The sequence below is a fragment of the Flavobacterium petrolei genome (genome assembly GCF_003314435.2).
Lineage (GTDB): Bacteria > Bacteroidota > Bacteroidia > Flavobacteriales > Flavobacteriaceae > Flavobacterium > Flavobacterium petrolei.
Genome location: NZ_QNVY02000001.1, coordinates 1362368 through 1386339, shown reverse-complemented (window position 1 = coordinate 1386339; position 23972 = coordinate 1362368). Strand labels below are relative to the sequence as shown.

General features: G+C 34.7%; 20 protein-coding genes and 1 tRNA gene. 11 read left to right on the top strand and 10 right to left on the bottom strand.

Translation table 11 applies throughout. From position 1 onward, the window contains the following. Positions 1-186 precede the first annotated feature (186 nt). The 5 genes from surE to DR871_RS06000 all read left to right on the top strand — a co-directional run bounded on the left by surE (position 187) and on the right by DR871_RS06000 (position 5112). A complete protein-coding gene (surE, locus tag DR871_RS06020; RefSeq protein ID WP_113664409.1) occupies positions 187-966 on the top strand; it encodes a 5'/3'-nucleotidase SurE in 780 nt (259 codons plus the stop codon). Beyond that, the gene (locus tag DR871_RS06015) at positions 959-1231 is read left to right on the top strand and encodes a hypothetical protein (protein WP_113664410.1); all 273 of its coding nucleotides are present in this window, start codon (positions 959-961) and stop codon (positions 1229-1231) included. Before surE ends, DR871_RS06015 begins: the two co-directional genes overlap by 8 nt. A gap of 82 nt (positions 1232-1313) precedes the next feature. After that, a complete protein-coding gene (gene lpxB, locus DR871_RS06010) occupies positions 1314-2426 on the top strand; it encodes a lipid-A-disaccharide synthase (protein ID WP_113665422.1) in 1113 nt (370 codons plus the stop codon). 46 nt (positions 2427-2472) lie between these two features. Further along, positions 2473-2991 (top strand): C40 family peptidase, encoded by a 519-nt coding sequence (locus DR871_RS06005; RefSeq protein WP_113664411.1) that lies wholly within the window; start codon positions 2473-2475, stop codon positions 2989-2991. Positions 2992-3075: 84 nt separating this feature from the next. Next, the gene (locus DR871_RS06000) at positions 3076-5112 is read left to right on the top strand and encodes a ComEC/Rec2 family competence protein (protein WP_113664412.1); all 2037 of its coding nucleotides are present in this window, start codon (positions 3076-3078) and stop codon (positions 5110-5112) included. Positions 5113-5118: 6 nt separating this feature from the next. Here DR871_RS06000 and DR871_RS05995 read toward each other — a convergent pair whose 3' ends face one another. The 4 genes from DR871_RS05995 to DR871_RS05980 are packed head-to-tail and all read right to left on the bottom strand — an operon-like array spanning position 5119 to position 11157. Further along, positions 5119-5577: a thioredoxin family protein gene (locus DR871_RS05995; RefSeq protein WP_113664413.1), complete on the bottom strand. Its 459-nt coding sequence runs from the start codon at positions 5575-5577 to the stop codon at positions 5119-5121. A gap of 44 nt (positions 5578-5621) precedes the next feature. After that, positions 5622-7427, bottom strand: a complete 1806-nt coding sequence (locus DR871_RS05990) for a peptide MFS transporter (RefSeq protein WP_113664414.1) — start codon at positions 7425-7427, stop codon at positions 5622-5624. 4 nt (positions 7428-7431) lie between these two features. Then, entirely contained in the window at positions 7432-8976 is a 1545-nt protein-coding gene (locus DR871_RS05985) for a peptide MFS transporter (protein WP_113664415.1), read from the bottom strand. 9 nt (positions 8977-8985) lie between these two features. Further along, positions 8986-11157: a S9 family peptidase gene (locus DR871_RS05980; RefSeq protein ID WP_113664416.1), complete on the bottom strand. Its 2172-nt coding sequence runs from the start codon at positions 11155-11157 to the stop codon at positions 8986-8988. A 179-nt stretch (positions 11158-11336) separates the two neighbouring features. Here DR871_RS05980 and DR871_RS05975 point away from each other — a divergent pair, with 179 nt between their 5' ends. Both DR871_RS05975 and DR871_RS05970 read left to right on the top strand, forming a co-directional pair. Next, positions 11337-12653 (top strand): hydroxymethylglutaryl-CoA reductase, degradative, encoded by a 1317-nt coding sequence (locus tag DR871_RS05975; protein WP_113664417.1) that lies wholly within the window; start codon positions 11337-11339, stop codon positions 12651-12653. A 51-nt stretch (positions 12654-12704) separates the two neighbouring features. Further along, a complete protein-coding gene (locus tag DR871_RS05970; protein WP_113664418.1) occupies positions 12705-13622 on the top strand; it encodes a GYDIA family GHMP kinase in 918 nt (305 codons plus the stop codon). A gap of 101 nt (positions 13623-13723) precedes the next feature. Here the strand turns inward: DR871_RS05970 and DR871_RS05965 are convergent, their stop codons facing one another. The 6 genes from DR871_RS05965 to DR871_RS05940 form a co-directional block, all read right to left on the bottom strand. Next, positions 13724-15820 carry a peptidylprolyl isomerase gene (locus DR871_RS05965; protein WP_113664419.1) on the bottom strand — a complete coding sequence of 699 codons (2097 nt, stop codon included), beginning with the start codon at positions 15818-15820 and terminating at the stop codon, positions 13724-13726. A 108-nt stretch (positions 15821-15928) separates the two neighbouring features. After that, positions 15929-17188, bottom strand: coding sequence for a hemolysin family protein (locus DR871_RS05960; RefSeq protein WP_113664420.1), 1260 nt, complete (start codon positions 17186-17188; stop codon positions 15929-15931). 3 nt (positions 17189-17191) lie between these two features. Next, on the bottom strand, positions 17192-17389 hold the full coding sequence (locus DR871_RS05955; protein WP_113664421.1) for a hypothetical protein: 198 nt from the start codon (positions 17387-17389) through the stop codon (positions 17192-17194). A gap of 12 nt (positions 17390-17401) precedes the next feature. Further along, positions 17402-17956: an LPS export ABC transporter periplasmic protein LptC gene (gene lptC / locus DR871_RS05950; protein ID WP_113664422.1), complete on the bottom strand. Its 555-nt coding sequence runs from the start codon at positions 17954-17956 to the stop codon at positions 17402-17404. 39 nt (positions 17957-17995) lie between these two features. Continuing rightward, positions 17996-19246 carry a hypothetical protein gene (locus tag DR871_RS05945; RefSeq protein ID WP_113664423.1) on the bottom strand — a complete coding sequence of 417 codons (1251 nt, stop codon included), beginning with the start codon at positions 19244-19246 and terminating at the stop codon, positions 17996-17998. Further along, positions 19239-19973, bottom strand: coding sequence for a type III pantothenate kinase (locus DR871_RS05940; RefSeq protein WP_113664424.1), 735 nt, complete (start codon positions 19971-19973; stop codon positions 19239-19241). Before DR871_RS05940 ends, DR871_RS05945 begins: the two co-directional genes overlap by 8 nt. A 98-nt stretch (positions 19974-20071) precedes the next feature. Here DR871_RS05940 and DR871_RS05935 point away from each other — a divergent pair. The 4 genes from DR871_RS05935 to DR871_RS05920 all read left to right on the top strand — a co-directional run bounded on the left by DR871_RS05935 (position 20072) and on the right by DR871_RS05920 (position 23966). Beyond that, positions 20072-20144, top strand: a tRNA-Phe gene (locus DR871_RS05935). A gap of 362 nt (positions 20145-20506) precedes the next feature. Then, on the top strand, positions 20507-20926 hold the full coding sequence (locus tag DR871_RS05930) for an IS1/IS1595 family N-terminal zinc-binding domain-containing protein (RefSeq protein WP_129752527.1): 420 nt from the start codon (positions 20507-20509) through the stop codon (positions 20924-20926). Positions 20927-21028: 102 nt separating this feature from the next. Further along, entirely contained in the window at positions 21029-22408 is a 1380-nt protein-coding gene (locus tag DR871_RS05925; RefSeq protein WP_113664426.1) for a porin, read from the top strand. A 22-nt stretch (positions 22409-22430) separates the two neighbouring features. After that, positions 22431-23966: an MFS transporter gene (locus DR871_RS05920; protein WP_113664427.1), complete on the top strand. Its 1536-nt coding sequence runs from the start codon at positions 22431-22433 to the stop codon at positions 23964-23966. Positions 23967-23972: the final 6 nt, after the last annotated feature.

The following is a 23972-nucleotide window of genomic DNA, read 5'->3' as shown; positions in this document are numbered from 1 at the left end:
GTAAAAACTATGCCAACAGCAGCAGAGACCCCATAAATTTTTGTTAAAGATATAAAAAATGTTTTTCTATCATATCCTAAATGAATCAAGATAACATATTTTTATCTTTTGTTTACTAATTCCCATTCTGTGTCATTACATTTGCCATCAAAATCATAAAACCAACCTTTTTTTGCCATATTACTAATGAAAAAAAATAGACCTTTAATTTTAATAACGAATGATGACGGTGTTTCAGCGCCTGGAATTCGAGCATTAATATCTGTAATGGCTGAACTGGGAGAAATCGTAGTGGTCGCACCAGACACTCCACAAAGCGCAATGGGCCATGCTATTACTATAAACAGCACTTTATACCTCAATAAAATTTCAAAAGACAACGATCCTTTTCTGGAATATAGTTGTTCCGGAACACCCGTCGATTGTGTAAAACTAGCCGTTAACGAAATTTTAAAACGAAAACCTGACTTGTGTGTTTCCGGTGTGAATCACGGCTCAAATTCTTCGATAAACGTGATTTATTCTGGAACAATGAGCGCGGCTGTCGAAGCTGGAATCGAAGGAATCCCCGCCATTGGTTTTTCGTTATTGGATTACGATTGGAATGCCGATTTTGACACTATAAAATCTTTTATCCGCAAAATTTCAATGGAAGTTTTAGAAAACGGACTTCCGGAAGGCGTAGTTTTGAATGTCAATTTTCCAAAATTAAAAGAAGAAGATATCAAAGGGATTCGCATTAGTCGTCAAGCGAAAGCAATCTGGGTAGAGAAATTTGATAAAAGAAAAACGCCGCAGGGAAGAGACTATTACTGGCTTGCGGGAGAATTTGTAAACCAAGACAAAGGAGAAGATACAGATGAATGGGCTTTAGAAAATGGGTTTATATCCGTAGTTCCTGTTCAATTTGACTTGACCGCACACCACGCCATACAACAACTTAATACCTGGAAATGGAATGAATAAAAAAGACTTATTACTCGGATTTTTAATAGGGATTGCAGCTACGCTGCTTGGGTCATATATTTTTATAAGCTTTTTTACGGAGTTCAGATTTATCGCCGGTATTCAAATCATGAAATCACAAGGCAACTTGGGCAAAATAATCACATTAGGATCTATTCTGACATTAATAGCATTTGGAATTTTACTTAAAATGAATAAAGAAATGATGGCTCGCGGTGTGGTTTTGGCAGTCATTGCCTTGGCGATTATTACTATATTTATTTAAGTTTATCTTTGCAACAGAATACAATGATTGCAGCGAAAATGATTTTATCTGTTTGATTGTAAAAATTCCAAATCGAAAAAAAATGAAATATTATATAATTGCAGGAGAAGCATCTGGTGATTTGCATGGTTCTAATTTAATGAAAGAGCTGTATAAAAAAGATCCAACTGCTGATATCCGATTTTGGGGTGGTGATTTAATGAAAAATGTTGGCGGAACTTTAGTGAAACACTATCGTGAGCTAGCATTTATGGGTTTTATTGAAGTGATTTTCAATCTAAAAACGATTTTGAACAATATCAAAATCTGCAAAAAAGACATTCTTGAATTTCAGCCTGATGTACTTATTTTTATTGATTACCCTGGTTTTAATTTGCGCATTGCTAAATGGGCAAAAGCATTGGGAATGAAAACTCATTACTATATTTCTCCACAAATTTGGGCTTGGAAAGAAAGCAGGATAACAGACATCAAGCGCGATATTGACAAAATGTATGTGATTTTGCCTTTCGAAAAAAAGTTTTACGAAGAGAAACATAAATTTCCCGTGGAATTTGTTGGTCATCCACTGATTGATGCTATTCATAACCAACCAGCAGTTGATCCGGTTCTTTTCAGAAAAGAAAACCAATTAAACGACAAACCAATTATCGCTATTTTACCGGGTAGCAGAAAACAGGAAATTACAAAAATGTTAGCCGTAATGCTAAGCGTTGTAAAAGATTTTCCGGAGTATCAATTTGTAATTGCGGGTGCTCCAAGTCAGGAATTTTCTTTTTATCAAAATTTTATCACTCAGGAAAATATAAAATTCATTTCTAATAAAACCTATGATTTATTACGAAATGCGACTGCAGCGCTAGTCACATCCGGAACTGCAACACTGGAAACCGCATTATTCAAAGTTCCTGAAGTAGTTTGTTATAAAGGCAGTTGGGCTTCCTATCAAATTGCGAAACGAATTATCACGCTGAAATACATTTCATTAGTAAATTTGATTATGGACGAAGAAGTGGTAACCGAGTTAATTCAAGAAGAATGCAACACAAAACGCATTCGGGAGGAACTCGAAAAAATATTAAAAACGGACCATCGCAATACGCTTTTAGAAAAATATGCGTTATTAGAAGAGCATTTGGGCGGAATTGGAGCTAGTGAGAAAACGGCTGCATTGATTGTAAATGACTTAAAATAATCTACAGTTTATTTCCGAACTTTAATATTAACTTAAAAAAACTCTTTTGAAACGTTTTGTATTCCTCTTATTCCTTGTAATCTTTTTTACGGCTTGTAAATCGACATCACCCATTGTAACTTCGAAAAAGGGAGCACCAAAAGAGAAATTATCTCGATCCGAAAAGAGAAAAACAAACCAATTAGCAGAACAATTAATTGAGGCAGCTGCTGATAATTTGGGCATAAAATATAAATATGCAGGAACAACTAAAGCGGGTTATGATTGTTCAGGATTAATGTACAGTATCTTTAATGCAGAAAACATTACTCTTCCGCGCAACTCATTACAACAATCAAAAATAGGGGTTGTTTTAAATCCAAAAAAAGATCAAGCTCAAAAAGGCGACTTAATATTTTTTAAAACTAACAAAAACAGAGAAATAAATCATGTTGGAATTGTGATTGAAGCGTCCGATGAAGAAATAAAATTCATTCATTCCTCCACCTCAAAAGGAGTAATTATTTCCTCTACTAAAGAACCTTATTACCAAAAAACCTTTGTTCAGATTAATCGTGTGCTTTAATTAATAGACATTTAGCTAAAATTTATTTGTTTTTTAATTATAAAAATAAATACGTTTCTTACTAAAAATGTGTACTTTAGAACTATGAAAGTACTACATTTCCCACTGGCAAGAATAACAATCGGGTTTATATTAGGTATACTTTTTGCTTTTTACCTGCAACCTTCTATTTCGGCTGTTTTTATTGCACTTATCTCCTCTCTCAGTATTTTTATTTTGTTTTATTTTTTATCCAAAAGCAGAAGCAAACTCTCCCTTTATTTTGGTGTCGGAACTTATTTCTTGTCTTTTATCATCGGCGTTTCAACCCAAATTACACATACCGATTATTTCCAAAAAAGCAATTACATTTACAATACGAGTATTTTTGAACAACCTCATTTCATTTCTTTAACGATTCGAGAAAAAATGAAAAGTTCTCCGTTTAGCGATCGCTACCTCGCCATTGTGAATCATATCGATCAGAAAGAACAAACCGGCAGAATCATATTGAACATTCAAAACGACAGTTTACATCATGCTCTTCAAGTTGGAAATTCGTTACTAATAAAAGGCACTTTAACAAAAAACAAACCACCCAATAATCCCAATCAATTTGATTACAGCAAATACTTGGAAAACAAACAAATCTATGCGCAACTGTATGCTGATGTTGACGAAATCAAAATTGGAAGTAAAATAGAGAAAGACATTTGGTATTATTCATCCAAATTACGGACAAGGATTATTCGGAATTTAAAAAAAAAAAACTTCAACAAAACAGAATTAAACGTTGCCATTGCTTTAATAATGGGACAACAACAAGATATTTCACCTGATATTATTCGGGATTATCAATACTCAGGAGCGGTTCATATTTTATCCGTTTCCGGATTACACATTGGTTTTATATTACTTTTTGTAACCTTTATTCTAAAACCAATCCCAAACACAAAACGAGGTTCTTTTATTAAGTTAATCACAATCCTTATCTCTTTATCCATGTTCGGGATAATTGCGGGTTTAGCGCCTTCTGTAGTACGTTCTGTAACCATGTTTTCCTTTGTCGCCATTGGAAATCATCTACGCAGAAGTGTCAATATTTACCACACACTGTTAGTTTCTGTTTTGTTGATTTTACTTTTTGAACCTTCTTTCCTATTTGATGTTGGTTTTCAATTAAGCTACATCGCATTGTTTTTCATCATTTGGCTGCAGCCCCTTTTATCCTCCATTTGGAAACCGAAATACAAAGTTTCAAAATATATTTGGGATATTCTGACGGTTTCCTTTGCCGCCCAAATAGGCACTTTACCACTGAGCATTTACTATTTCCATCAGTTTCCGGGTTTGTTTTTTATTACTAATCTGATTATAATTCCTCTTCTTAGCATCATCATGATTTTAGGCGTTTTGGTCATGCTTTTGGCTGCGTTCAATATGATTCCAATATTCCTGTCACAACTATTGGAATGGAGTATTTATTATTTAAACAAAATCATCAATGCAATTGCCTCATTAGAAAAGTTCATTATTCAGGATATTCCACTTCATTTTTACCTGTTGATTAGCAGTTATTTTCTACTGTTTACGATAATCATTTGGTTCAAAAAACCAGGCTTTAATAGATTATCTGTAATTTTAATATCCATCATTATTTTACAATTATCTTATTTTAGAATACAGTGGAAAATTCAAACTGAACAAGAATTAGTTGTTTTCAACAGCACAAAAAACACCTTGATTGCGGAAAGAAAAGGAGAAAACATTTTAATTTATGCCAACGATAGCATTTTGAAAACCGTTCAAAAAAATAGTCTGGTAAAATCCTACCGCATTGGAAACTTAAGTACTTTGGAACAGAAAAAACGACTTCAAAATTTTATCTTCTTTAATGGGAAGAAGATTTTTGTTTTAGACAGCTCCGGAATTTATCCAAAAAATATACACCCTGATATAATCGTATTGACACAATCCGCTAAAATAAATGCAGACCGTTTTTTCCAAATAATGAAACCCAAATTAGTTATCGCTGATGCATCCAACTTTAAAAACATACAAAAACTATGGAAAGCCAGTTGTAAAAAACAGAAAATCCCTTTTCACGCAACTGGTGAAAAGGGATTTTATAAATTGAATTAAGAAATTTTATTTTTTCAGAAAACCATTTGCGACAGCTAACCAAGCTGATGGACCACCGGCAACATAACCGGTACTTCCAATGCCTTCAAAATTGACTTTGCCCTCTTTTGTGCTAGCATTTGCTAGTATAATGGTTGGAAATCCTTGAATTCCAAAAGCCATTTGCAATTCATTATTTTGTTTTTTAATTTCCTCCGTCTGTGGCGCTTTCCTTGGATAATCCAATTCTACTAAAACCACATTTTCCTTGGCCCAAGCCGCAAATTCAGGAGTTTTCAAAACTTCTTTTTGCAAACGGATACACCATCCGCACCAATCGCTTCCCGTGAAAAACAGTAATAGTGGTTTCTTGGTTTCAGTGGAAATTGCCATGGCCTTAGTCACATTGGTTTCCCAAACTAATTCTTGTGCTTCGGCGGCAAATGAGCCAGCAAACAATAACAAAGCAACTATAATTTTCTTCATATTTATAATTTTATTGATTCAAAATCAAAAATGATGCCTAAAATTTATCGCACACCGTGCATCAATTTTTTAATAACCGGAGTCATCGCAACGGAGAATAAAGCAACTACAATGGAAATAATAGTCAACATCCAAAAGAAGTAACTCAATCCGTGTTCATTGGCTATTTTATCAATATTTTCTCCAAACATACCTGCACCTTTCATACCAATTGCTACCGCTAAGTACCAAACACCAAACATGAATGCAATCATTCGAGCCGGAACTAATTTGCTTACATAAGACAACCCAACCGGTGATATACACAATTCAGCCATAGTATGGAAAAGATACACTAGAATCAACCAAATCATACTCACTGAAGCTGTTTTTGCACCTGCTTCGATTCCGCTTGCGCCAAAAGCTACACAAGCCATCCCAAGCGCTAATAATCCCATTCCGATTCCGTATTTCAAGTTTGCAGAAGGATTGTATTTACTTTCCCACCATTTAGAAAATAACGGCGCTAATGAAATAATAAACAAAGAGTTTAAGGTAGAAAACCAAGTTGCAGGAACTTCGGTTAATGCCGTGGTAACTTTGTCGATTTTCAATGCTTGCAAAGTTGAATCTGATAATGATAAATATCCAGCAGTATAATAATCTTTTGTCAACATCCAGATTGCTATAGCCCAGATAATGATAAAACTTACGCTTAGAATAATATTTGCAAGCGCATAGAATTTAAAGGTCTGTTTGAATAATAAAATCAACACCCAAGTGATAATTACCAAAGGCAGAATAGTAATCAATGAATTCATCACTAAAAACACTACGCTCCAATTACCTGTTAAAACACGATCTGTATAATCACTGGCAAAAATCGTTAAACTGTTTGGTGATTGTTCAAAAATTGCCCAGAAGAAAATAGTCAGAAATGCAAAAAATGTAACTGCGATCAATTTCTCCTTAGTAATTTTAGAATATTGAGTAAATCTGTAAACCAATAAGATAATGAACACAACTAAAGCGGAAACAATAGCTATAGAGTTTCCATTAGGTCCTAGGAATGAAAAAATATTCACTTTACCTCCCGATATTTTAGAAGCAGGATCATTTACAAGCCACAATAATGCTAAAATAGAAGAGAAAGCTATTGCTGCTAATTGTATTGGAGAAAAAGGATTTCTTTTATCCGTATCCAAAGCTTCTGCTTTTGCTTTGCTTTCTTTACTTGGTTTCAAACCAATATCTCCAAAAATATCTTGAGACAACCAAAACTGTAACATTCCAAAGAACATAAAGATCCCGGCTAAACCAAAACCGTACGTCCATCCTACTTTTTCACCTAAATAACCACAAAGTAAAATCCCGAAGAACGCGCCGGCATTTACACCCATGTAAAATAAAGTATACGCACCATCTTTCTTTTCCGGACGGTCTTTGTACATTTCAGATACGATTGATGTCATGTTTGGTTTAAAGAAACCATTTCCAAAAACTAACAATACTAATCCTAAATAAATAGAAAATTCAGTTTCGACAGCCATAGAAGCATGTCCTAAAGTCATTAAAGTAGCTCCAACCACAACAGCCCATCTAAAACCAATAACTTTATCAGCAAAATAACCACCTAACATGGTAGATAAATAAACCAGACCTACATAGGATCCAAATAATGCAGAAGCATTTTCACGAGTCCATTCCCAACCACCATCTGTAAAGGAAGCGGTTAAAAATAATATCAATAAAGAACGCATTCCGTAGAATGAGAAACGTTCCCACATCTCTGTGAAAAACAAAACGAATAATCCCGCAGGGTGCCCTAAAACGGTACTTTTAAAAAATTGATCTGTATTATTTTGACTCATATTATTAATTGTTTAATTCTTTATCTACTCCGTGCATTAATTTTTTAATTACTGGCGAAAGTACTAATAGTAGCAGTCCGAAACCAAGCCCTGTGTAAAATAAATATTCAAAAAGCACTAAATAACTCTGTTTTGCTAAATTCAAATCTGGCGCTGTACCATTTGACGTATCGACAGAAGCGATATTCGCTAAAATGGAAGCTATAAATTCAGAACTGGCTGTTGCCAAAAACCAAACGCCCATCATGAAACCAACTATTTTAGCAGGGGATAATTTAGTTACCGCAGAAAGTCCTACCGGCGACAAACTCAATTCCCCACAAGTGTGTAAAAAATAAGCTAATATCAACCAAATCGCTGCTACTTTTCCTGCTCCAGAAAGATTTATCCCCATAACTAATGCTCCAAAACCTAAACCAACGAAAGCTAATGCAAAAGCAAATTTCACGGCTGTATTCGGATTGTATTTTCCTAATTTTGGCCATATCCAAGCAAAAACTGGAGCTAACAAAATTATAAATAAGGCATTAAAACTTAAGAATTGCCCAGCAGAGACTTCGTAACCGAATATAGTTCGGTCTAAAATCCGGTCAGCAAATAAATTCATAGAAGTATACGCTTGTTCAAACAATGCCCAAAAGACAATCGTAAATACAATCAGAATGGTTAAAGCAATCAATTGATGACGTGCTTTTCCGTCTAACTGTGTGATCGCATAATAGACAATATAAATAAAAGAAATTCCACCTGCAATTTTTAAAGCCCATGAAACTGCATCATGATTTTGAACCATTTGCCAAAACAATAATGTTGACAAAACACTTCCAATATAAATTAACCATTCGTTTTTAAGTCCAAATGATTTGTTTTCTAAGAAAGAGGGATTATTTGATTCTCCTTTGCCCATTAATAATTTCCTTCCGGAAATAAAAGTCAATAATCCGAAAAACATTCCGACTCCAGCGGCACCAAAACCATAACTCCAACCATATTTTTCACCAAGCCAAACACAAATTAGCGTAGCCAAAAAGGAACCTAAGTTGATTCCCATGTAAAACAACGTGAATCCGGAATCCCTTCTTTTATCACCTTTTTCATATAATTCTCCTACCAGTGAAGAGATATTAGCTTTTAGAAAACCAACTCCGACAATTATTAAGGATAATGAAAAGTAAAATATCTGCAAGGCCGTTTCATCCCGTGTAATTTCGCCAGTAATGGATTGTGTTGCGGCATTCCCTTCATAAGCCATTCCTATATGTCCCAGCACCAACATAATCCCTCCAAAAACAATGGCTTTTCTAAAACCCAAATACCTGTCGGCAATAAAGCCACCTAAAACTGGAACGGCATACACTAAAGCAGCGTAACTTCCAATCAGTAAATTTCCCGAACTATCCGAGAACAAATGGTACTTTGTCAGATAAAAAATCAACAAGGCTTTCATTCCATAAAAGGAGAAGCGTTCCCACATTTCGGTAAAAAACAATATAAAAAGCGCCTTTGGATGTCCAAAAAATTCTTCCTTATTCAATGCGTCGTTTGTCATAAAGCGCTGTTATAAATTTTCTTTAATAAAATTAGTCATTTTGGTGTACAACTGAACTCTGGTTTTCCCGCCGTAAATCCCGTGATTATTGTCTGGATAAATTTGGGAATCAAATTGTTTATTGGCCTGAATCAAAGCTTCCATCATTTGCATGGAGTTTTGAACATGCACATTATCATCACCCGAACCATGAATCAAAAGGAATTTCCCTTTCAATTTATCAACATGATTTATTGGTGAATTATCATCGTATCCATTCGCATTTTCTTGCGGTGTCGTCATGTAACGCTCCGTATACACACTGTCATAAAAACGCCAGTTTGTTACCGGAGCTACAGCAATTGCCATTTTGAAAACATCGTTTCCTTTCATGATACAATTGGATGCCATAAAACCACCATACGACCAGCCAAATATACCAATTCTAGCTTTATCAACAAATGCGTAATTTCCTAATACTTTAGCAGCATCTATTTGGTCTTCTACCTCGTATTTCCCCAATTGTAATTGCGTCACTTTTTTGAAATCAGCTCCTTTAAAACCAGTTCCTCTTCCGTCAACACAAGCTACAATATAACCTTGTTGTGACAACATCATAAACCAATAATCATCAGTACTATTCCACTCATTGTTTACTTGTTGGGAACCCGGACCAGAATATTGGTACATGAAAACAGGATATTTTTTAGCCGGATCAAAATCTTTCGGTTTAATAATCCAAGCATTTAGTTCATTCCCTTTTGCTGTTTTCAAAACAAAAAACTCTTTAGCCGGTAAATCATAGCTTTTTAGCTTTGCAGCCAATGATTCATTATTCTCAATAACTTGAATTTGTTTTCCTGCTTTAGCTTCGTTCAACGTATAAGTGGTAGGTTGAGACGCACTAGAAAACGTGTTGATGTAGTATTGAAAATTCGGACTGAATGTCGCAGCATTCGTTCCTGTATTTTGCGACAAACGCACTTTGTTTTTCCCGTCAAGACCTATTCTGTAAACGTCTCTGTTGATAAATCCATTTTCTACAGACTGATAGAAAACCGTATTTGTCTTTTCGTCTAAACCATAATAATTAGTTACTTCCCATTTTCCTTTGGTCAGTTGGTTTTTCAATTTTCCGTTTTTATCATATAAGTAAATATGATTGAAACCGTCTTTTTCTGAAGTCCAAATAAAACTGTTGTCTTTCAAGAACGTTAAATTATCAGTCACATCAACATACGCTTTATCTTTTTCGTTCAAAACTACTTTTGCAGCTCCTGAATTACCGTCGATAAACAACAAATCCAAATTGTTTTGATGACGATTCAATACCTGCACAGACAATGTATTCGCATCATTTGTCCATTTCATTCTGGCAATATAAAAATCGTTGTAATTACCAAGATTTACATTTTTTACCGCATTCGAATTTACATCATAAATATGTAACGAAACTAATGCATTCTTCTCCCCTGCTTTTGGATATTTAAACGTTTGCATCATTGGATACAACTCTTTTCCAAACATGGACATCGAAAATTCCGGGACTTGACTTTCGTCAAAACGAATGTAGGCTACTTTTTTGCTGTCAGCGCTCCAGTCAAAAGCTTTCACAAAAGCAAATTCTTCTTCGTAAACCCAATCCGTGATACCGTTAATAATGCTGTTTTTTTGTCCATCTGTACTAATTGGAGTCGATTTATTAGAAGCTAAATCATATACATACAGATTATTTTCTTTGGCGTAAGCAATCTTTGTTCCATCAGGTGAAAAAGTAGGCTCCTGAACCTGAAAATCAAATAGTTTTTTTAATTTTTTATTAGCGATATCATATAAATAATAATCTGCAGTAAACGAGTGTCGGAAGATTTGATTCGTATTACACGCCAATAAAATCATTTTTTCTGAAGCATCAAACGTATAACTGTCAATACCGTTTGATAATTCTCTGTGCGATTTTGTATCGATTAATGTAGATACTTTATTTAATGTAGCAAAATCATACAAATTAATCTGCATGCTTCTGGACTGCCTGTCAGCATTCAAAACCGTGTACTGATTTGTGTTTTTCAACGATTGCAATTCATCCATTCCCTGAGCACGAAATATACCGTTATAAAGCTCATCAATTGTGATTTTTTGTTGACCAACAACCGTAAAACACAAGAATAAAAATAATGCTATAATTTTTTTCGAATACATACTATTTATTTAAAGATAAAAACCGTCAATTTTAGTGAAAAAATTACAATTATCGGTCATTTTATATGTTAAATGTAAAAAGCAATATAAAAAATAACCTTTCACTGAATATAATTTGATTGTAAATAAAACGCCTAAAACCGTATATTTGCAACTAATTACACCATAATCAATTGAGAATGAACAAGGCTATTAGCGGATTTTCTAAATTATCCAAAGAAGAAAAAATTACATGGATTGCCAATCAATATTTTTCAACACCTACAGAAGCCATTACCTTGCTGAAAAACTATTGGAATTCTGATGAAAAAATACAGAAATTACACGATGAATTCATCGAAAATACGATAACCAATTTCTACATTCCACTGGGAGTGGCTCCTAATTTCCTGATTAATGGAAAATACAGCACGATTCCCATGGCTATTGAGGAAAGTTCTGTCGTTGCTGCTGCCGCTAAAGCGGCTAAGTTTTGGTCCACGCGTGGCGGATTTAAAGCAACCGTAATCAATACCGAAAAAATTGGGCAGGTTCATTTTATCTATAAGGGCGATGTGTCGAAATTGAATTTGTTTTTTGCTCAACACAAAAGCAAATTTTTCTCAGAAACCGAATCGATTACCACAAATATGCAAAAACGCGGTGGCGGAATTTTAGACATTATTCTAAAAGACAAAACCGATTTATTGCCTAATTATTTTCAGCTGCATGCCACTTTTGAAACCAAAGATAGCATGGGAGCCAATTTCATCAATTCGTGTCTGGAACAATTTTCCAAAACATTAAAAGAAGAAGCACATAGTTACGACTTGTTTACAGAAACGGAGAAAGAAATTGAAGTGATAATGAGCATTCTTTCGAATTATGTTCCAAATTGCATTGTAAGAGCGGAAGTTTCTTGTCCAATAGAAGAATTAGAAGAGAAACACATTACGAATCCTCTGGAATTTGCCGAGAAATTTGTACAAGCCGTTCAAATCGCCGAAGTCGAGCCGTATCGTGCCGTTACGCATAACAAAGGAATTATGAACGGAGTGGACGCAGTTGTTTTAGCAACAGGAAATGATTTCCGCGCTGTCGAAGCAGGAATTCACGCCTATGCTTCCCGAAACGGAAAATATTCCAGTCTTTCACACGCCAAAATAGAAAATGGAATTTTTACTTTTTGGCTGGAAATCCCTTTAGCATTAGGAACTGTTGGTGGTTTAACTTCCTTACATCCATTGGTAAAATTATCATTGGAAATGCTGGAAAAACCATCTGCCAAAGAATTAATGCAGTTTGTAGCCGTAGCCGGTTTGGCCCAAAACTTTGCCGCTTTACGTTCTTTGACTACAACCGGAATTCAGGAAGGACACATGAAAATGCATTTGAATAACATCATCAACCAGTTTGAAGCCACTGATGAAGAACGGGTTTTAATACAGAAATATTTCAAAAAAAATACTGTATCGCATAGCGCCGTCGTCACCTTTATTGAAAATTTAAGAAAATAATTTTATCTTGAAGCAACAAAGAACAAAGTTGCTTCGTTCCTCGCAAAGACAATGAAAAAAACATTCTACAGCAATGGAAAACTTTTAATCACAGGAGAATATCTGGTTCTTGATGGTGCGAAAGCCTTTGCGTTACCCACAAAAATGGGACAAAATCTCATTATTGAAGAAGGAGACAACAAAGAGATCAACTGGAAAAGTTATGATTTTGATGAAAGCATTTGGTTCGAGGACACTCTTTTATTCTCTGATATTTCTAAAGAAGTTAATCCTGAAAACGAATCCGTCAAGAATACTCTTACGACCATTTTGCACGAAGCATTTAAACTTAATCCGAATTTCATTTTAAATTCTGACGGATACACAATCACAACTGAACTTGGCTTTCCCAAAAGCTGGGGTTTGGGAACGTCATCGACTTTGATAAACAACATTGCCCAGTGGCTGCAAATCGATGCTTTCACATTGCTTAAAAACAGTTTTGGAGGCAGTGGTTATGATATTGCGTGCGCACAAAACGACGGCCCTATTGTATATCAATTGGAACAAGGAAATCCTAAAATTGAAAAAGTATCTTTTAATCCGGATTTTACGGACGACCTTTACTTTGTATATTTGAATAAAAAGCAAAGCAGTAAAAGTGCAATAGCGGCTTACAATATGAATAAAAAGAATAATCTGCCGAGGACAATCGCTTTAAATGACATCATAACTTCTGAAGTTTTGAATGCCGCTACGCTTCCCTCTTTTGCTACAGCAATACAAAAACATGAAATACAAATGAGTAATATCCTGGAAACACAAACTATAAAGGAATCTTTGTTTCCCGATTTTAATGGTGTGATAAAAAGTCTGGGAGCTTGGGGAGGTGATTTTGTGATGGCAATTGCAGAGGATAATCCAACAGCTTATTTTACTTCTAAAGGATATAAAACTATAATTCCCTATCATGAAATGATATTGTCTTAATTACAATACTGAATCCTCTTCCTCAAAAAATTGAATAAAAGCAAAATCCCGATACATTCAGCATGTATCGGGATTTTTTATTATGATTAATTACTTTTTGACTAGTAATTAAAATCTTGTCTGTTATCTTCAATTTTAGCGTTAGCTTTCAAAGCAGGAACAACTCTGTTCGCATCTGAAGCACTTTGCGCTTTCAATTTAGCAACGTAAGGCGCATGATTTTTCAAAGCTGGCGCTTTTACTGTACTTGTGTTTTTAACCACATATACACCAGTATTTCCGTCAATTGGAGCGGACATTTTATTTGCTGATAAAGCAAATGCATTACCCACTACTTTTGGCTCTGGACCAACATTTGGCAACATTGCATTTTCCATAGTAAGACCAGCTGCTTGTTGCACCGTTCCACCTACTGCTTTCGCAATTGCTTCAAGTGAAGAACCCGTCATTTTTGCTTTGATCAGTTCCGCTTTTTTCTTATTTTTTAGTATTTGCTCTACATAAGGTCTCGCGACAGAAACGGCAACTAAACCAGATTTATCAATACTTTTTAACTTTGCAATAACGTGTCCAACATTAGCAACTTCAAATCTTTTCACAGATCCTTCTTTTACTCCGTCCTCAAAAGCCCATCTTACGATTGTTCTTTGATTTCCTAATGTTCCAAAGTTTTCGTCCATTCCTTTTACGGAAACAGCTGGAGCAACTTTAAGTCCCATATCTTTTGCAACTTTATTAAAATCTTTATCAGCCGCATCCATTTCTAATTTGGTTGCCTGCGTAAATATTTTATCTGAAGTTGCTTCTGAAGCTTCAACTCTTTGGGCTACAGTAGCCAAACGAATTCCGTCTTGCTTATCCGTAATTTTAATCACGTGAAAACCAAAATCAGTTTCAACTAAACCTACTTTACCAATCCCATTACTGAAAACAAAATCATTAAACGGTTTCACCATTTGGTTTGGACCAAAATAACCTAAATCACCACCTTGTTGTGCAGATGAATCATCAGAAGCTGTAAAAGCCAACATCATGAAACTATCCGGATTTGCGGTTACTTGTGCCAAAATACTTTCGGCTTTAGCTTTAGCTTGTTCTTTAGTTCTTTTCTCTTTTTGATTTGGAACTTGAGTTCCTTCGTAACCAATTAAAATATGACTTGCTTTAGCATTTACCCCTGGTTTCATTCCCATAGATTTAGAAATACAGTAGTATTTTCCAAACATATACGGACCATAAACTTGACCTGGAGCTAAGTTGAACAATTTATCAGCATCTACAGCAGGCAAATCTTTCTTAGCGATATAAGTTGAATCATAAGGAACATCAGAATTTGAATTTACAAAGTCAATTGTATTAGTAGTTGATCTAAATCCTGCTACAGTATCATTTTTACCTGAAGCTTGATTGTACACTACGCTTCCTGATAACAGCGCAGTAATTTTCGATTTTACTTCAGCTTCATCCGATGGAGATGCTTTGTCTTCGATCAAAACATATTCTACTTCACGAGATTCGTCAGCTTTGTATTTTTTTTCATCTTTCTTCATGAAATCAACAATTTCAGCATCAGTAATTTTAACTTCACTATCTTTAATTGTAGAATACAAACCCGCAACGTAAGCAAAATTAACTTTATTTGCTTCCATCTCATATTTCATTTTCCCTTCGCTTTCAGTTGTAAAAACTGAAGCTTTGATCAATGTATTGTAAATTTGGTATTTTGCGTTAAGATCTGCATCTTTCTCTCTATCTTTTAAGAATTGAGCTTGCGCAGGATTCGCTTTAAAATATTCTTTGAATTTAGCAACATCAAATACTCCAGCAGCATTTAAAAACAATGGATTTCCACCAATATTTTGATCTGATTTCAAAACTTCCATTAGGTGTTTTTCACCTACTCTAAGTCCTAATTTTTCAAATTCAGAAGTTAACAAAGCAACAGAAACCTCTTGCTCCCAAACTCTGTTTGCGGCTTCAGTTGAAGTTATCCCTTGACCACTTTTTTCAACATTACTAACTTTAACTCTAAAATCCTCGAATGAAATATCTTTTCCATCGATGCTTCCTACATCTTTTGATGTACTGTTGAAACCACCGCTGTTGAATATATCACCTATGATAAATGCTAATAAACAAAACCCGATAACGAGTATCAGAAGAAGTGAACGTTGTCTAATTTTTTGTAAAACTGCCATTTTATTGTTGTTAATTTTTATATTCAGTTTGCGAAAATACAATTATCTAATTAATAATTATACTAGTAGCGTTTTATTTTGCAAGAAATTTTATTTTCATAATAAAAATCACTCTTGCACGGTCATTTTCACCAATTCAATTTTCTTATTTGTGGCTTCTTCAATTATAAAATGATAGCTGCCTATGGTAATTTCGGCTCCTTTTTGCGGAATTTCTTTCGTGAAATCGACAATAAAACCGCCCAGTGTTCCGTAAGAATCTCCTTCCGGAATTTGAAGTTTATAGGTTTGGTTCAAATATTCCACATCTAAACGAGTCGAAAATAAAAAAACACCTTCACCCAATTCTTTTTCCAACAATTCTTCATCAGAATCATGTTCGTCTTCAATTTCACCAAAAAGCTCTTCTACAATATCTTCAATAGTAATAATTCCTGAAGTCCCGCCATATTCATCTAAAACAACAGCAACACTTTTCCGCTTTTTGGTAAGCAAATTCATAGCATCTTTGATGAATATTGTTTCAGGCACAAATTCAACAGGAATCACAATTTCTTTGATATTTTTTGGCTTTTTAAACAAATCGAAAGAATGTACATAACCCACAATATCGTCAAGGGAATTCTGATATACCACAATTTTAGAATAGCCCGTTTCTATAAATAATTGTTTCAGTTCTTCGATAGAATCAAAAACCTCAACTGCTATTATTTCTATCCTTGGACTCATCACATCTCTGGCTTTCACACCTGAAAATTCCAATGCATTTTGAAACATCAATATTTCAGAATCCACGGTTTCATTATCCTCCACACTGCTCATTTGTTCCGTAATGTAATTTCCAAGTTCAATTTTACTAAAATACAACTGAATCGTATCTCCTTCGGTTTTGAAGAATTTCCTCAAAATGAAATCAGAAATCGCAATAAAAAAAGTGGAGATAAAATAGAAAATCTTATAAAAAATGTACGCGGGTATTGCAAAAAATTTTATTACCGAGTTGGCATAAATCTGAAAGAAAACTTTTGGAAAAAACTCAGCGGTAACCAAAATAATCAGTGCCGAAATGAAGATTTGTAACAGTAGACTTAACCAATCTGAGAAATGAAATCCTAGAGCAACACACCATTGCAGCACTACATCACCCATAAAAAAACCGTAAACCACCATTGCTATGGTATTTCCAATAAGCATGGTAACAATAAAATTTGTTGGCTTTTCAGTAAGCTTGGTCAGTATTTTTGATAGAAAATTATCTTGTTTTTTTTCGATTTCAAGATATATTTTATTCGAAGAGACAAAGGCTATCTCCATTCCTGAAAAAAAAGCACTTAGTATTAGACACAATATGATAATACTAACTTCCATAAACTAGGATTTTTTGTTTCGATCTTCGAATTTTTTAGCAAATTTTCTCCTGAAGAAAAACATGAAAACCGCCAATCCTGCAATCATAAAACTCAACCAAGGATTTCCTAATGCTGGTTCATTCACTTTTGTAAAACCATCATAAATGAAATACGCACCAAAAACAAGATAAACGTATTGTGTATATTTTAAGTAATTCATTTTGTGTTTATATTAATCGGCAGATTCTATTTCGCCTGTTATTTTTTGAGAGTTAATCACTTTAAAATCCCTGCTGAAATCAATTCCTTGTCCATTAGAAACTCCTTTTGGATCGGTTAATTTAAACCTTCTTTCTGTAAAAAACCACTCGTTTTTTTGATCAAAATACAACTGTTCTGTTTCCAGAGTTTGTCCTTGTTCTGTGAAAATTTTCACTTTACCTTGCAAATCAATAATATTCGTTCCTTTATAAGAGATTGCATAATTTGATTTGATAAAAGTTTTTTTTGCTTTTTTATCGTACAAAGTCACATCAATTCCTTTAGGAAATTCTGTAAAAGGAAATTCAACACTTGCGTAATCCAACATTTTTGCACTCACCAAAACAGCGGTAATACGACCTGAATCCGTGTATTTTAGATTCACCATATCAGCGTCACTACTTGGAACAAATTCAGAAAAATTGATTTTTTGTATTTCTTTAAAATTACTTTCGCACCCAAAAAACAGTGTCACAGCAAAAGCCGTGACAAACCATTTAAAATAATATTTTTTGAATAAAGTCATACAATGAACTTACAGAGAAGTTGTAGCAAACAATCTATACTAGTTGAATTTTCGTTTTTCAAACCATCTTTCATTTAGTGAAAAACCTACGCTCACGTTAGCATAATTTTCTTCCACTAAATTTGCCGCAGTAGTTCCTCTTTTACCAAATTCAAGACCAATATTTACATTTGAAAAGGTTCCCGTCAAAGGCATTCCAAATCCTACTGTTAACGCCATGTCCTCAATAGGCTCTGAATTAATTACTAAACCGGTATTTTCAAATCTGAAACCAGCTCTGTAAACAATTCTTTTGGCATAATTGGAAAATGAATTGTAATTTGGAATGTAATATCCACCGATGCTGTATTTAGAATGTTTCTCGTAGGTTACATTATCAAGTGAATTGTAACTATTACCTATAGAACCTGCTCCTTGAAAAGTATATCCAACCCCAACTAACCATTTTCTAGCTTCGCCAATACCTGCTTGCGCAGTATATTTACTTGGTATTTTGAAATTCTTCTCCGTTTTTACATCATCCAAAACATCAACAATTGATAAATCAAAATTTGAATTATAAAGTGCCGTTGAAATGTTTCTGGTGTTTTCAGTTTTCAAAGTGCTTTCTAATGAATAATTTACGCTACTAAAAAAAGATACTTTTTTGTTAATTTTAGTTTTGTACATCATTCCAAGGTTAAAATTTACACCAGATAAATCCACCGTATTTAATTCTCTTGTACCAATAGAAATATCTGTGATGTATTCAAAATTATTGGTTTCAATCTTCCCGAAATTATAACTGGCATCAGCACCAATATTAAAATTAGGAGTAATTTTATATCCGACACCAATAAAAGCCTTATTCATACCACCAGAACCATTAAATCGTCTGTTATTCACTGCCGGATCATCAGAAACGGATGAAATTTTATATCCAACAGAAGAATATGGAATCAAACCGAAACCAACTCCCCATTTCCCCAAAGGCAAACCTACGGCAAGATAATCTAAGGTTGTTCTGCGGGCATTTGCTGATTCAGTGTCCGTTTTCAATTTTGTAGTAGCATAAGTCCCTCCTAAAGTAAAGGTTGTCAACTTCAAATTTGCATAACTCGCCGGATTCTGTAAGTTCATGTGAATACTATCCTGTTCGACAGCAATTTCTCCCATAGAGCGATTTTCCAGTGTTCCTCTAAACCTTACATCACCTATACCATAGAAAGAATAGGGCGAAGATGTTCCTTCTTGAGCAAAAGATACTAATGATAAAAGCAAACAAGCGCTTACTACAATTTTTTTAATCATTTTTGATTTTATATTGAAATGTTTGGCTCAAACTTTCCAAAAGAAAATTTGAATTGGCAAATATGGTATTTTTTAATCGTTTAGCCAAAAAATCTGTATCGCCACCCGTTAAAATTATTATAAAATTTGGATATCTTGCTTTATATTCATCGATAAAACCGTCAATCTCATAGACAAATCCGTTAACAACTCCCGAATGAATAGATTCAGAAGTGGAGTTTCCAATCAAATCCTGCGGAGTTTGCAATGATAACAAAGGGAGTTTCGCGGTGTAATTATGCAAAGCTTCGTAACGCAAGCGCAGTCCTGGCGCAATAGCCCCACCCAAATAATTATCATTCTCATCAATAAAATCATAAGTAATACAGGTTCCTGCATCTATCACCAATCGATTCTGATTCGGAAACTGTAGTGTCGCTCCTGCAGCAAGGACCATTCTGTCAATTCCCAAGGTTTTAGGAGTCGCGTACCAGTTTCGGAACGGGAAAGAATCTTCATGTGAGATGAAATGCACTTTTAGCACTTTGTCAAAATTAAGAAAAGACTGTTTTTCAACATCACCGACAGAGGAAATGACCAAATCCGTTACATTTCGAAATTTTTCCAAAATATTTTCAATATTTTTTCGGAGTTCTATTTTAGAAAAAACAAAAATTTCAAAAAGGGTAGCATCCTCAAATACAGCAGCTTTAATTCTGGTATTCCCAACATCGACAACTAAAATCATAATTTGTTTTTTGATGTGGCGAAGGTACGAATTGATTTTTTTTAAAAAATGTTTTGGATAAACTAAAAATCATTCTATATTTGCACCCGCAATAGCGAGGTACCTTAGCTCAGATGGTAGAGCAATGGACTGAAAATCCATGTGTCCCTGGTTCGATCCCTGGAGGTACCACAAAACCCGAATAGAAATATTCGGGTTTTTTGTTTTTATACCTTTTCTACAATACCCTAAATCTTCTCGAATCGACAATCTATACCAAGCACGGTTGAGCATTTTTAGTTTTTAAACCATTGTTACAGTCCCAAACCTTTTCTTTTAGGTCAACAACCTCTCTTTTTAATTTGTTAAAGAATTATTTCGTCAGATGACAAATGGTTTACAAAATCAAACTCTTTTCACAAAGCAATTTTATTTACTAAAAACGCATCGATAATCCAATAAAAATAAAGGGTTCGTATTTTTTTTCCACTTTTTTTGCGAAATTAAAATAACAATAGTTGCAAAATTACTATATTTATGCAAAATTTATATATATGGAGATTTTAACCTGCCCGAAATGCCAAAGTAATCACATCATAAAAAGCGGCATAATCAACAGTAAACAAAGGTACTTATGTAAAAAGTGCAATTATTTTTTTACAGTTAATAAAATCGGTAAAAAGATAGATGATTACTATGTGACCAAAGCATTGCAACTCTATCTCGAGGGCTTGAGTTTTCGCGAAATCGAGCGGATTATCGGGGTTTCACATGTCACGGTGAGCAACTGGGTAAAGAGCTACAATATAAAAAAACCATCTCATGCTAATTACCACCCTACTTATAAGATTTTTAGTCATTTAGAACTAATTGAATATCTAAAAAACAAACAGTTACTCTCCGGTGCAGGAATGATTATTACCGAGCTTGGTGATAAATTTATGCTGATAAAATGGGAGCGATTCAAAGATTAGCTATATCAGTTTACACAAAAATATATCAAAATTTTTTTCTAGAATTAAATAACTGAATTTGGCACTTTATTAACCAACCATTTAATAACCAATTCCTATTTTATGAAAAAAATATTTTTCACAGCTTCGGTCCTCTTACTGACTCTGCAGGGTTTTTCTCAGGGCTCAACAGATTATGCTGCAGGATTAAAATTTAACCTGAACGAAGACGGCTCCAAGTTCATGCGTGTGATTGCTTGGAATCAAATCTGGATGCGTTCTTCCGAAATGAATCCTGGAACCATGATTGGAGGAGAGGCAACATCAACTGCAACCGACATTGGTAATCGACGGTTGCGTTTTCTAGCTTATGCTCAAGTATCCAAAAGATACATGATCTTAACCCATTTTGGAATCAACAACCAAACTTTTATTAACGGTGGCGCAGCAGGAACCTCAGGTACTGGTGGCTACGGTGCCGGAAAAAAACCTGGTTTATTCTTTCATGACGCATGGAATGAATATGCAGTTGTATTGCCAGAAAAAGATAAGAAATTTAGTTTCACCCTCGGTGCTGGATTGCACTACTACATGGGATTGTCTAGACTAACGATGGCTTCAACGCTAAACTTCCTAACCATAGACGCACCAATTTTTAACTGGCCACTAATCGAAAACTCTGATCAGTTTGCCAGACAAGTGGGTTTATTTGCTAAAGGGAAATATGGCAAACTAGAATACCGCTTGAGTTACAACAAACCTTATGCTACCAACTTAACACCTACAAACACCACGAATGCATCGAATGCCGTAGCCGTAGACAACAGTGGTATGACAAAATGGTCTAAGGCTGGTTATTTCGAATACCAGTTTTTAGATCAAGAAGCCAATGTACTGCCTTTTAAAGTAGGTAGCTATTTAGGAACTAAAAAAGTATTCAACATTGGTGCTGGTTTTTACACTGCGCCTGATGCCACAAAAACTTCTGTAAACAGCACTATCAACAAACATGACATCAAACTTTTCTCTGCCGATGTTTTTCTTGATATGCCTATTGGAAAAAAAGAAAACAAAATGGCCGTTACAGGTTACAGTGTACTATATGACTATGATTTTGGTCCTAATTATTTGCGTAATGTTGGGATTATGAATATTGGCTCAGTAGATCCAAATTTCACAGGGAGTAGAGCTATAGCGGGAGCTGGAAATGCACAGCCAACGATTGGATCTGGAAATATTTGGTATACACAAGCGGGTATTTTATTGCCTAATAAAGAGGCAAAACCTAAAGTTAGAATCCAACCCTTTGGTGCTGTTACTTACAAAAACTTTGATGCTTTAACACAGTCAAGTACACAATTTGACGTGGGATCAAACTTTTTTATTGACGGACACCATGCCAAAATAACGGCACAATATTCAACTAGACCCGTATACACCTCTCTAACAAACCGCTCCGGATCATTAGGAGACTTCGTAGTACAACTTCAAATTTATCTATAATCAATTTTAAAAATAACAATACATGAAAGAAAAATCAACAAAAGGAATTTGGAAAGTTATTTCCGCATCCTCAATGGGTACCATGATCGAATGGTATGACTTTTACATCTTTGGAAGTTTAGCAGTTGTAATTTCAACTAAATTTTTCCCTTCGGATAATCCAACAGCTGCTTTCCTGTCAACTTTGGCAACATTTGCAGCAGGGTTTGTAGTTAGACCATTTGGAGCCCTTTTCTTTGGAAGATTAGGAGATTTAATTGGGCGGAAATACACCTTCATGGTTACTTTACTTTTAATGGGTGGTGCTACCTTCCTCATAGGTTGTATCCCGAGTTATGAAACTATTGGATTTATGGCACCTTTATTAGTATTAATTCTTCGTTTACTTCAAGGTCTTGCACTGGGTGGTGAATATGGTGGAGCAGCGACTTACGTGGCCGAACATGCGCCAATAGGACAAAGAGGATATTGGACTTCTTGGATTCAGACGACGGCAACAGTTGGTTTGTTCATCTCTTTAATGGTAATTCTTGCCACAAGAAATATCTTAACACCAGAACAATTTGATGAATGGGGATGGAGAGTTCCGTTTTGGTTATCCATAGTTATGGTTGGAGTTTCGTATTTGATTAGAAAAAACATGGATGAATCACCTGTTTTCGCCAAAGCTAAAAGCGAAGGAAAAACAAGTACAAATCCTTTGAAAGAAAGTTTTGGAAATCGTTACAATATGAAATTTGTATTATTGGCTTTATTTGGAGCTACAATGGGACAAGGTGTTGTTTGGTATACGGGTCAGTTTTATGCAATGAATTTCATGAAAACAGTAATGTCCATTGATTCCTCTCAAGTGGATACTTTATTAGGAGTTGCTTTAATTATTGGAACCCCATTTTTCGTGTTTTTTGGTTGGTTGAGTGATAAAGTAGGTAGAAAATACATTATGATGGGCGGTATGTTATTGGCCATTTTATTATACAGACCAATCTACAAACAAATGTACGAAACCACATCGGTGAAAAACAAAACCGAAATAGTCGAAAAAACTACGGTACTTGCTGAATTGAAAGAAAACAAGAAGCAAACCATGGATTCTATCTATACGACTAACAAAGAGTATGTAGATGGAACTACTTTTCAAGAAATAAAAACCGTACATTTAGAAAACGGCATAGCAATCGTGGTGGATGGTAAAGCGAAGGTTGACACTAAAACAACTGTTAAAATTAATTCTAGTGACAATTGGGCTTTGATATTTCTAGTATTTGTGCAAGTAATATTTGTAACGATGGTTTATGGACCTATTGCAGCGTTTTTAGTTGAAATGTTCCCTGTAAAAATCAGGTACACATCCATGTCATTGCCATACCACGTAGGGAATGGAATTTTTGGAGGATTACTTCCTGCTATTTCAACCTATTTTGTAACCAATGCGAAAGACCTAGGCCATCCGGAATTTTATCTTGAAGGTCTTTGGTATCCAATTGTTATCGCTGCAGTCAGTTTTGTAGTTGGAATGGTTTACATTAAAAATAAAGATAAAAACGCTCACGAATAAAAACAC

Coding starts and splice junctions, on each gene's coding strand:
- surE (WP_113664409.1), top strand. CDS start 187: ATGAAAAAAAATAGACCTTTAATTTTAATAACGAATGATGACGGTGTT.
- DR871_RS06015 (WP_113664410.1), top strand. CDS start 959: ATGAATAAAAAAGACTTATTACTCGGATTTTTAATAGGGATTGCAGCT.
- lpxB (WP_113665422.1), top strand. CDS start 1,314: ATGAAATATTATATAATTGCAGGAGAAGCATCTGGTGATTTGCATGGT.
- DR871_RS06000 (WP_113664412.1), top strand. CDS start 3,076: ATGAAAGTACTACATTTCCCACTGGCAAGAATAACAATCGGGTTTATA.
- DR871_RS05995 (WP_113664413.1), bottom strand. CDS start 5,577: ATGAAGAAAATTATAGTTGCTTTGTTATTGTTTGCTGGCTCATTTGCC.
- DR871_RS05990 (WP_113664414.1), bottom strand. CDS start 7,427: ATGAGTCAAAATAATACAGATCAATTTTTTAAAAGTACCGTTTTAGGG.
- DR871_RS05985 (WP_113664415.1), bottom strand. CDS start 8,976: ATGACAAACGACGCATTGAATAAGGAAGAATTTTTTGGACATCCAAAG.
- DR871_RS05980 (WP_113664416.1), bottom strand. CDS start 11,157: ATGTATTCGAAAAAAATTATAGCATTATTTTTATTCTTGTGTTTTACG.
- DR871_RS05975 (WP_113664417.1), top strand. CDS start 11,337: ATGAACAAGGCTATTAGCGGATTTTCTAAATTATCCAAAGAAGAAAAA.
- DR871_RS05970 (WP_113664418.1), top strand. CDS start 12,705: ATGAAAAAAACATTCTACAGCAATGGAAAACTTTTAATCACAGGAGAA.
- DR871_RS05965 (WP_113664419.1), bottom strand. CDS start 15,820: ATGGCAGTTTTACAAAAAATTAGACAACGTTCACTTCTTCTGATACTC.
- DR871_RS05960 (WP_113664420.1), bottom strand. CDS start 17,188: ATGGAAGTTAGTATTATCATATTGTGTCTAATACTAAGTGCTTTTTTT.
- DR871_RS05955 (WP_113664421.1), bottom strand. CDS start 17,389: ATGAATTACTTAAAATATACACAATACGTTTATCTTGTTTTTGGTGCG.
- lptC (WP_113664422.1), bottom strand. CDS start 17,956: ATGACTTTATTCAAAAAATATTATTTTAAATGGTTTGTCACGGCTTTT.
- DR871_RS05945 (WP_113664423.1), bottom strand. CDS start 19,246: ATGATTAAAAAAATTGTAGTAAGCGCTTGTTTGCTTTTATCATTAGTA.
- DR871_RS05940 (WP_113664424.1), bottom strand. CDS start 19,973: ATGATTTTAGTTGTCGATGTTGGGAATACCAGAATTAAAGCTGCTGTA.
- DR871_RS05930 (WP_129752527.1), top strand. CDS start 20,507: ATGGAGATTTTAACCTGCCCGAAATGCCAAAGTAATCACATCATAAAA.
- DR871_RS05925 (WP_113664426.1), top strand. CDS start 21,029: ATGAAAAAAATATTTTTCACAGCTTCGGTCCTCTTACTGACTCTGCAG.
- DR871_RS05920 (WP_113664427.1), top strand. CDS start 22,431: ATGAAAGAAAAATCAACAAAAGGAATTTGGAAAGTTATTTCCGCATCC.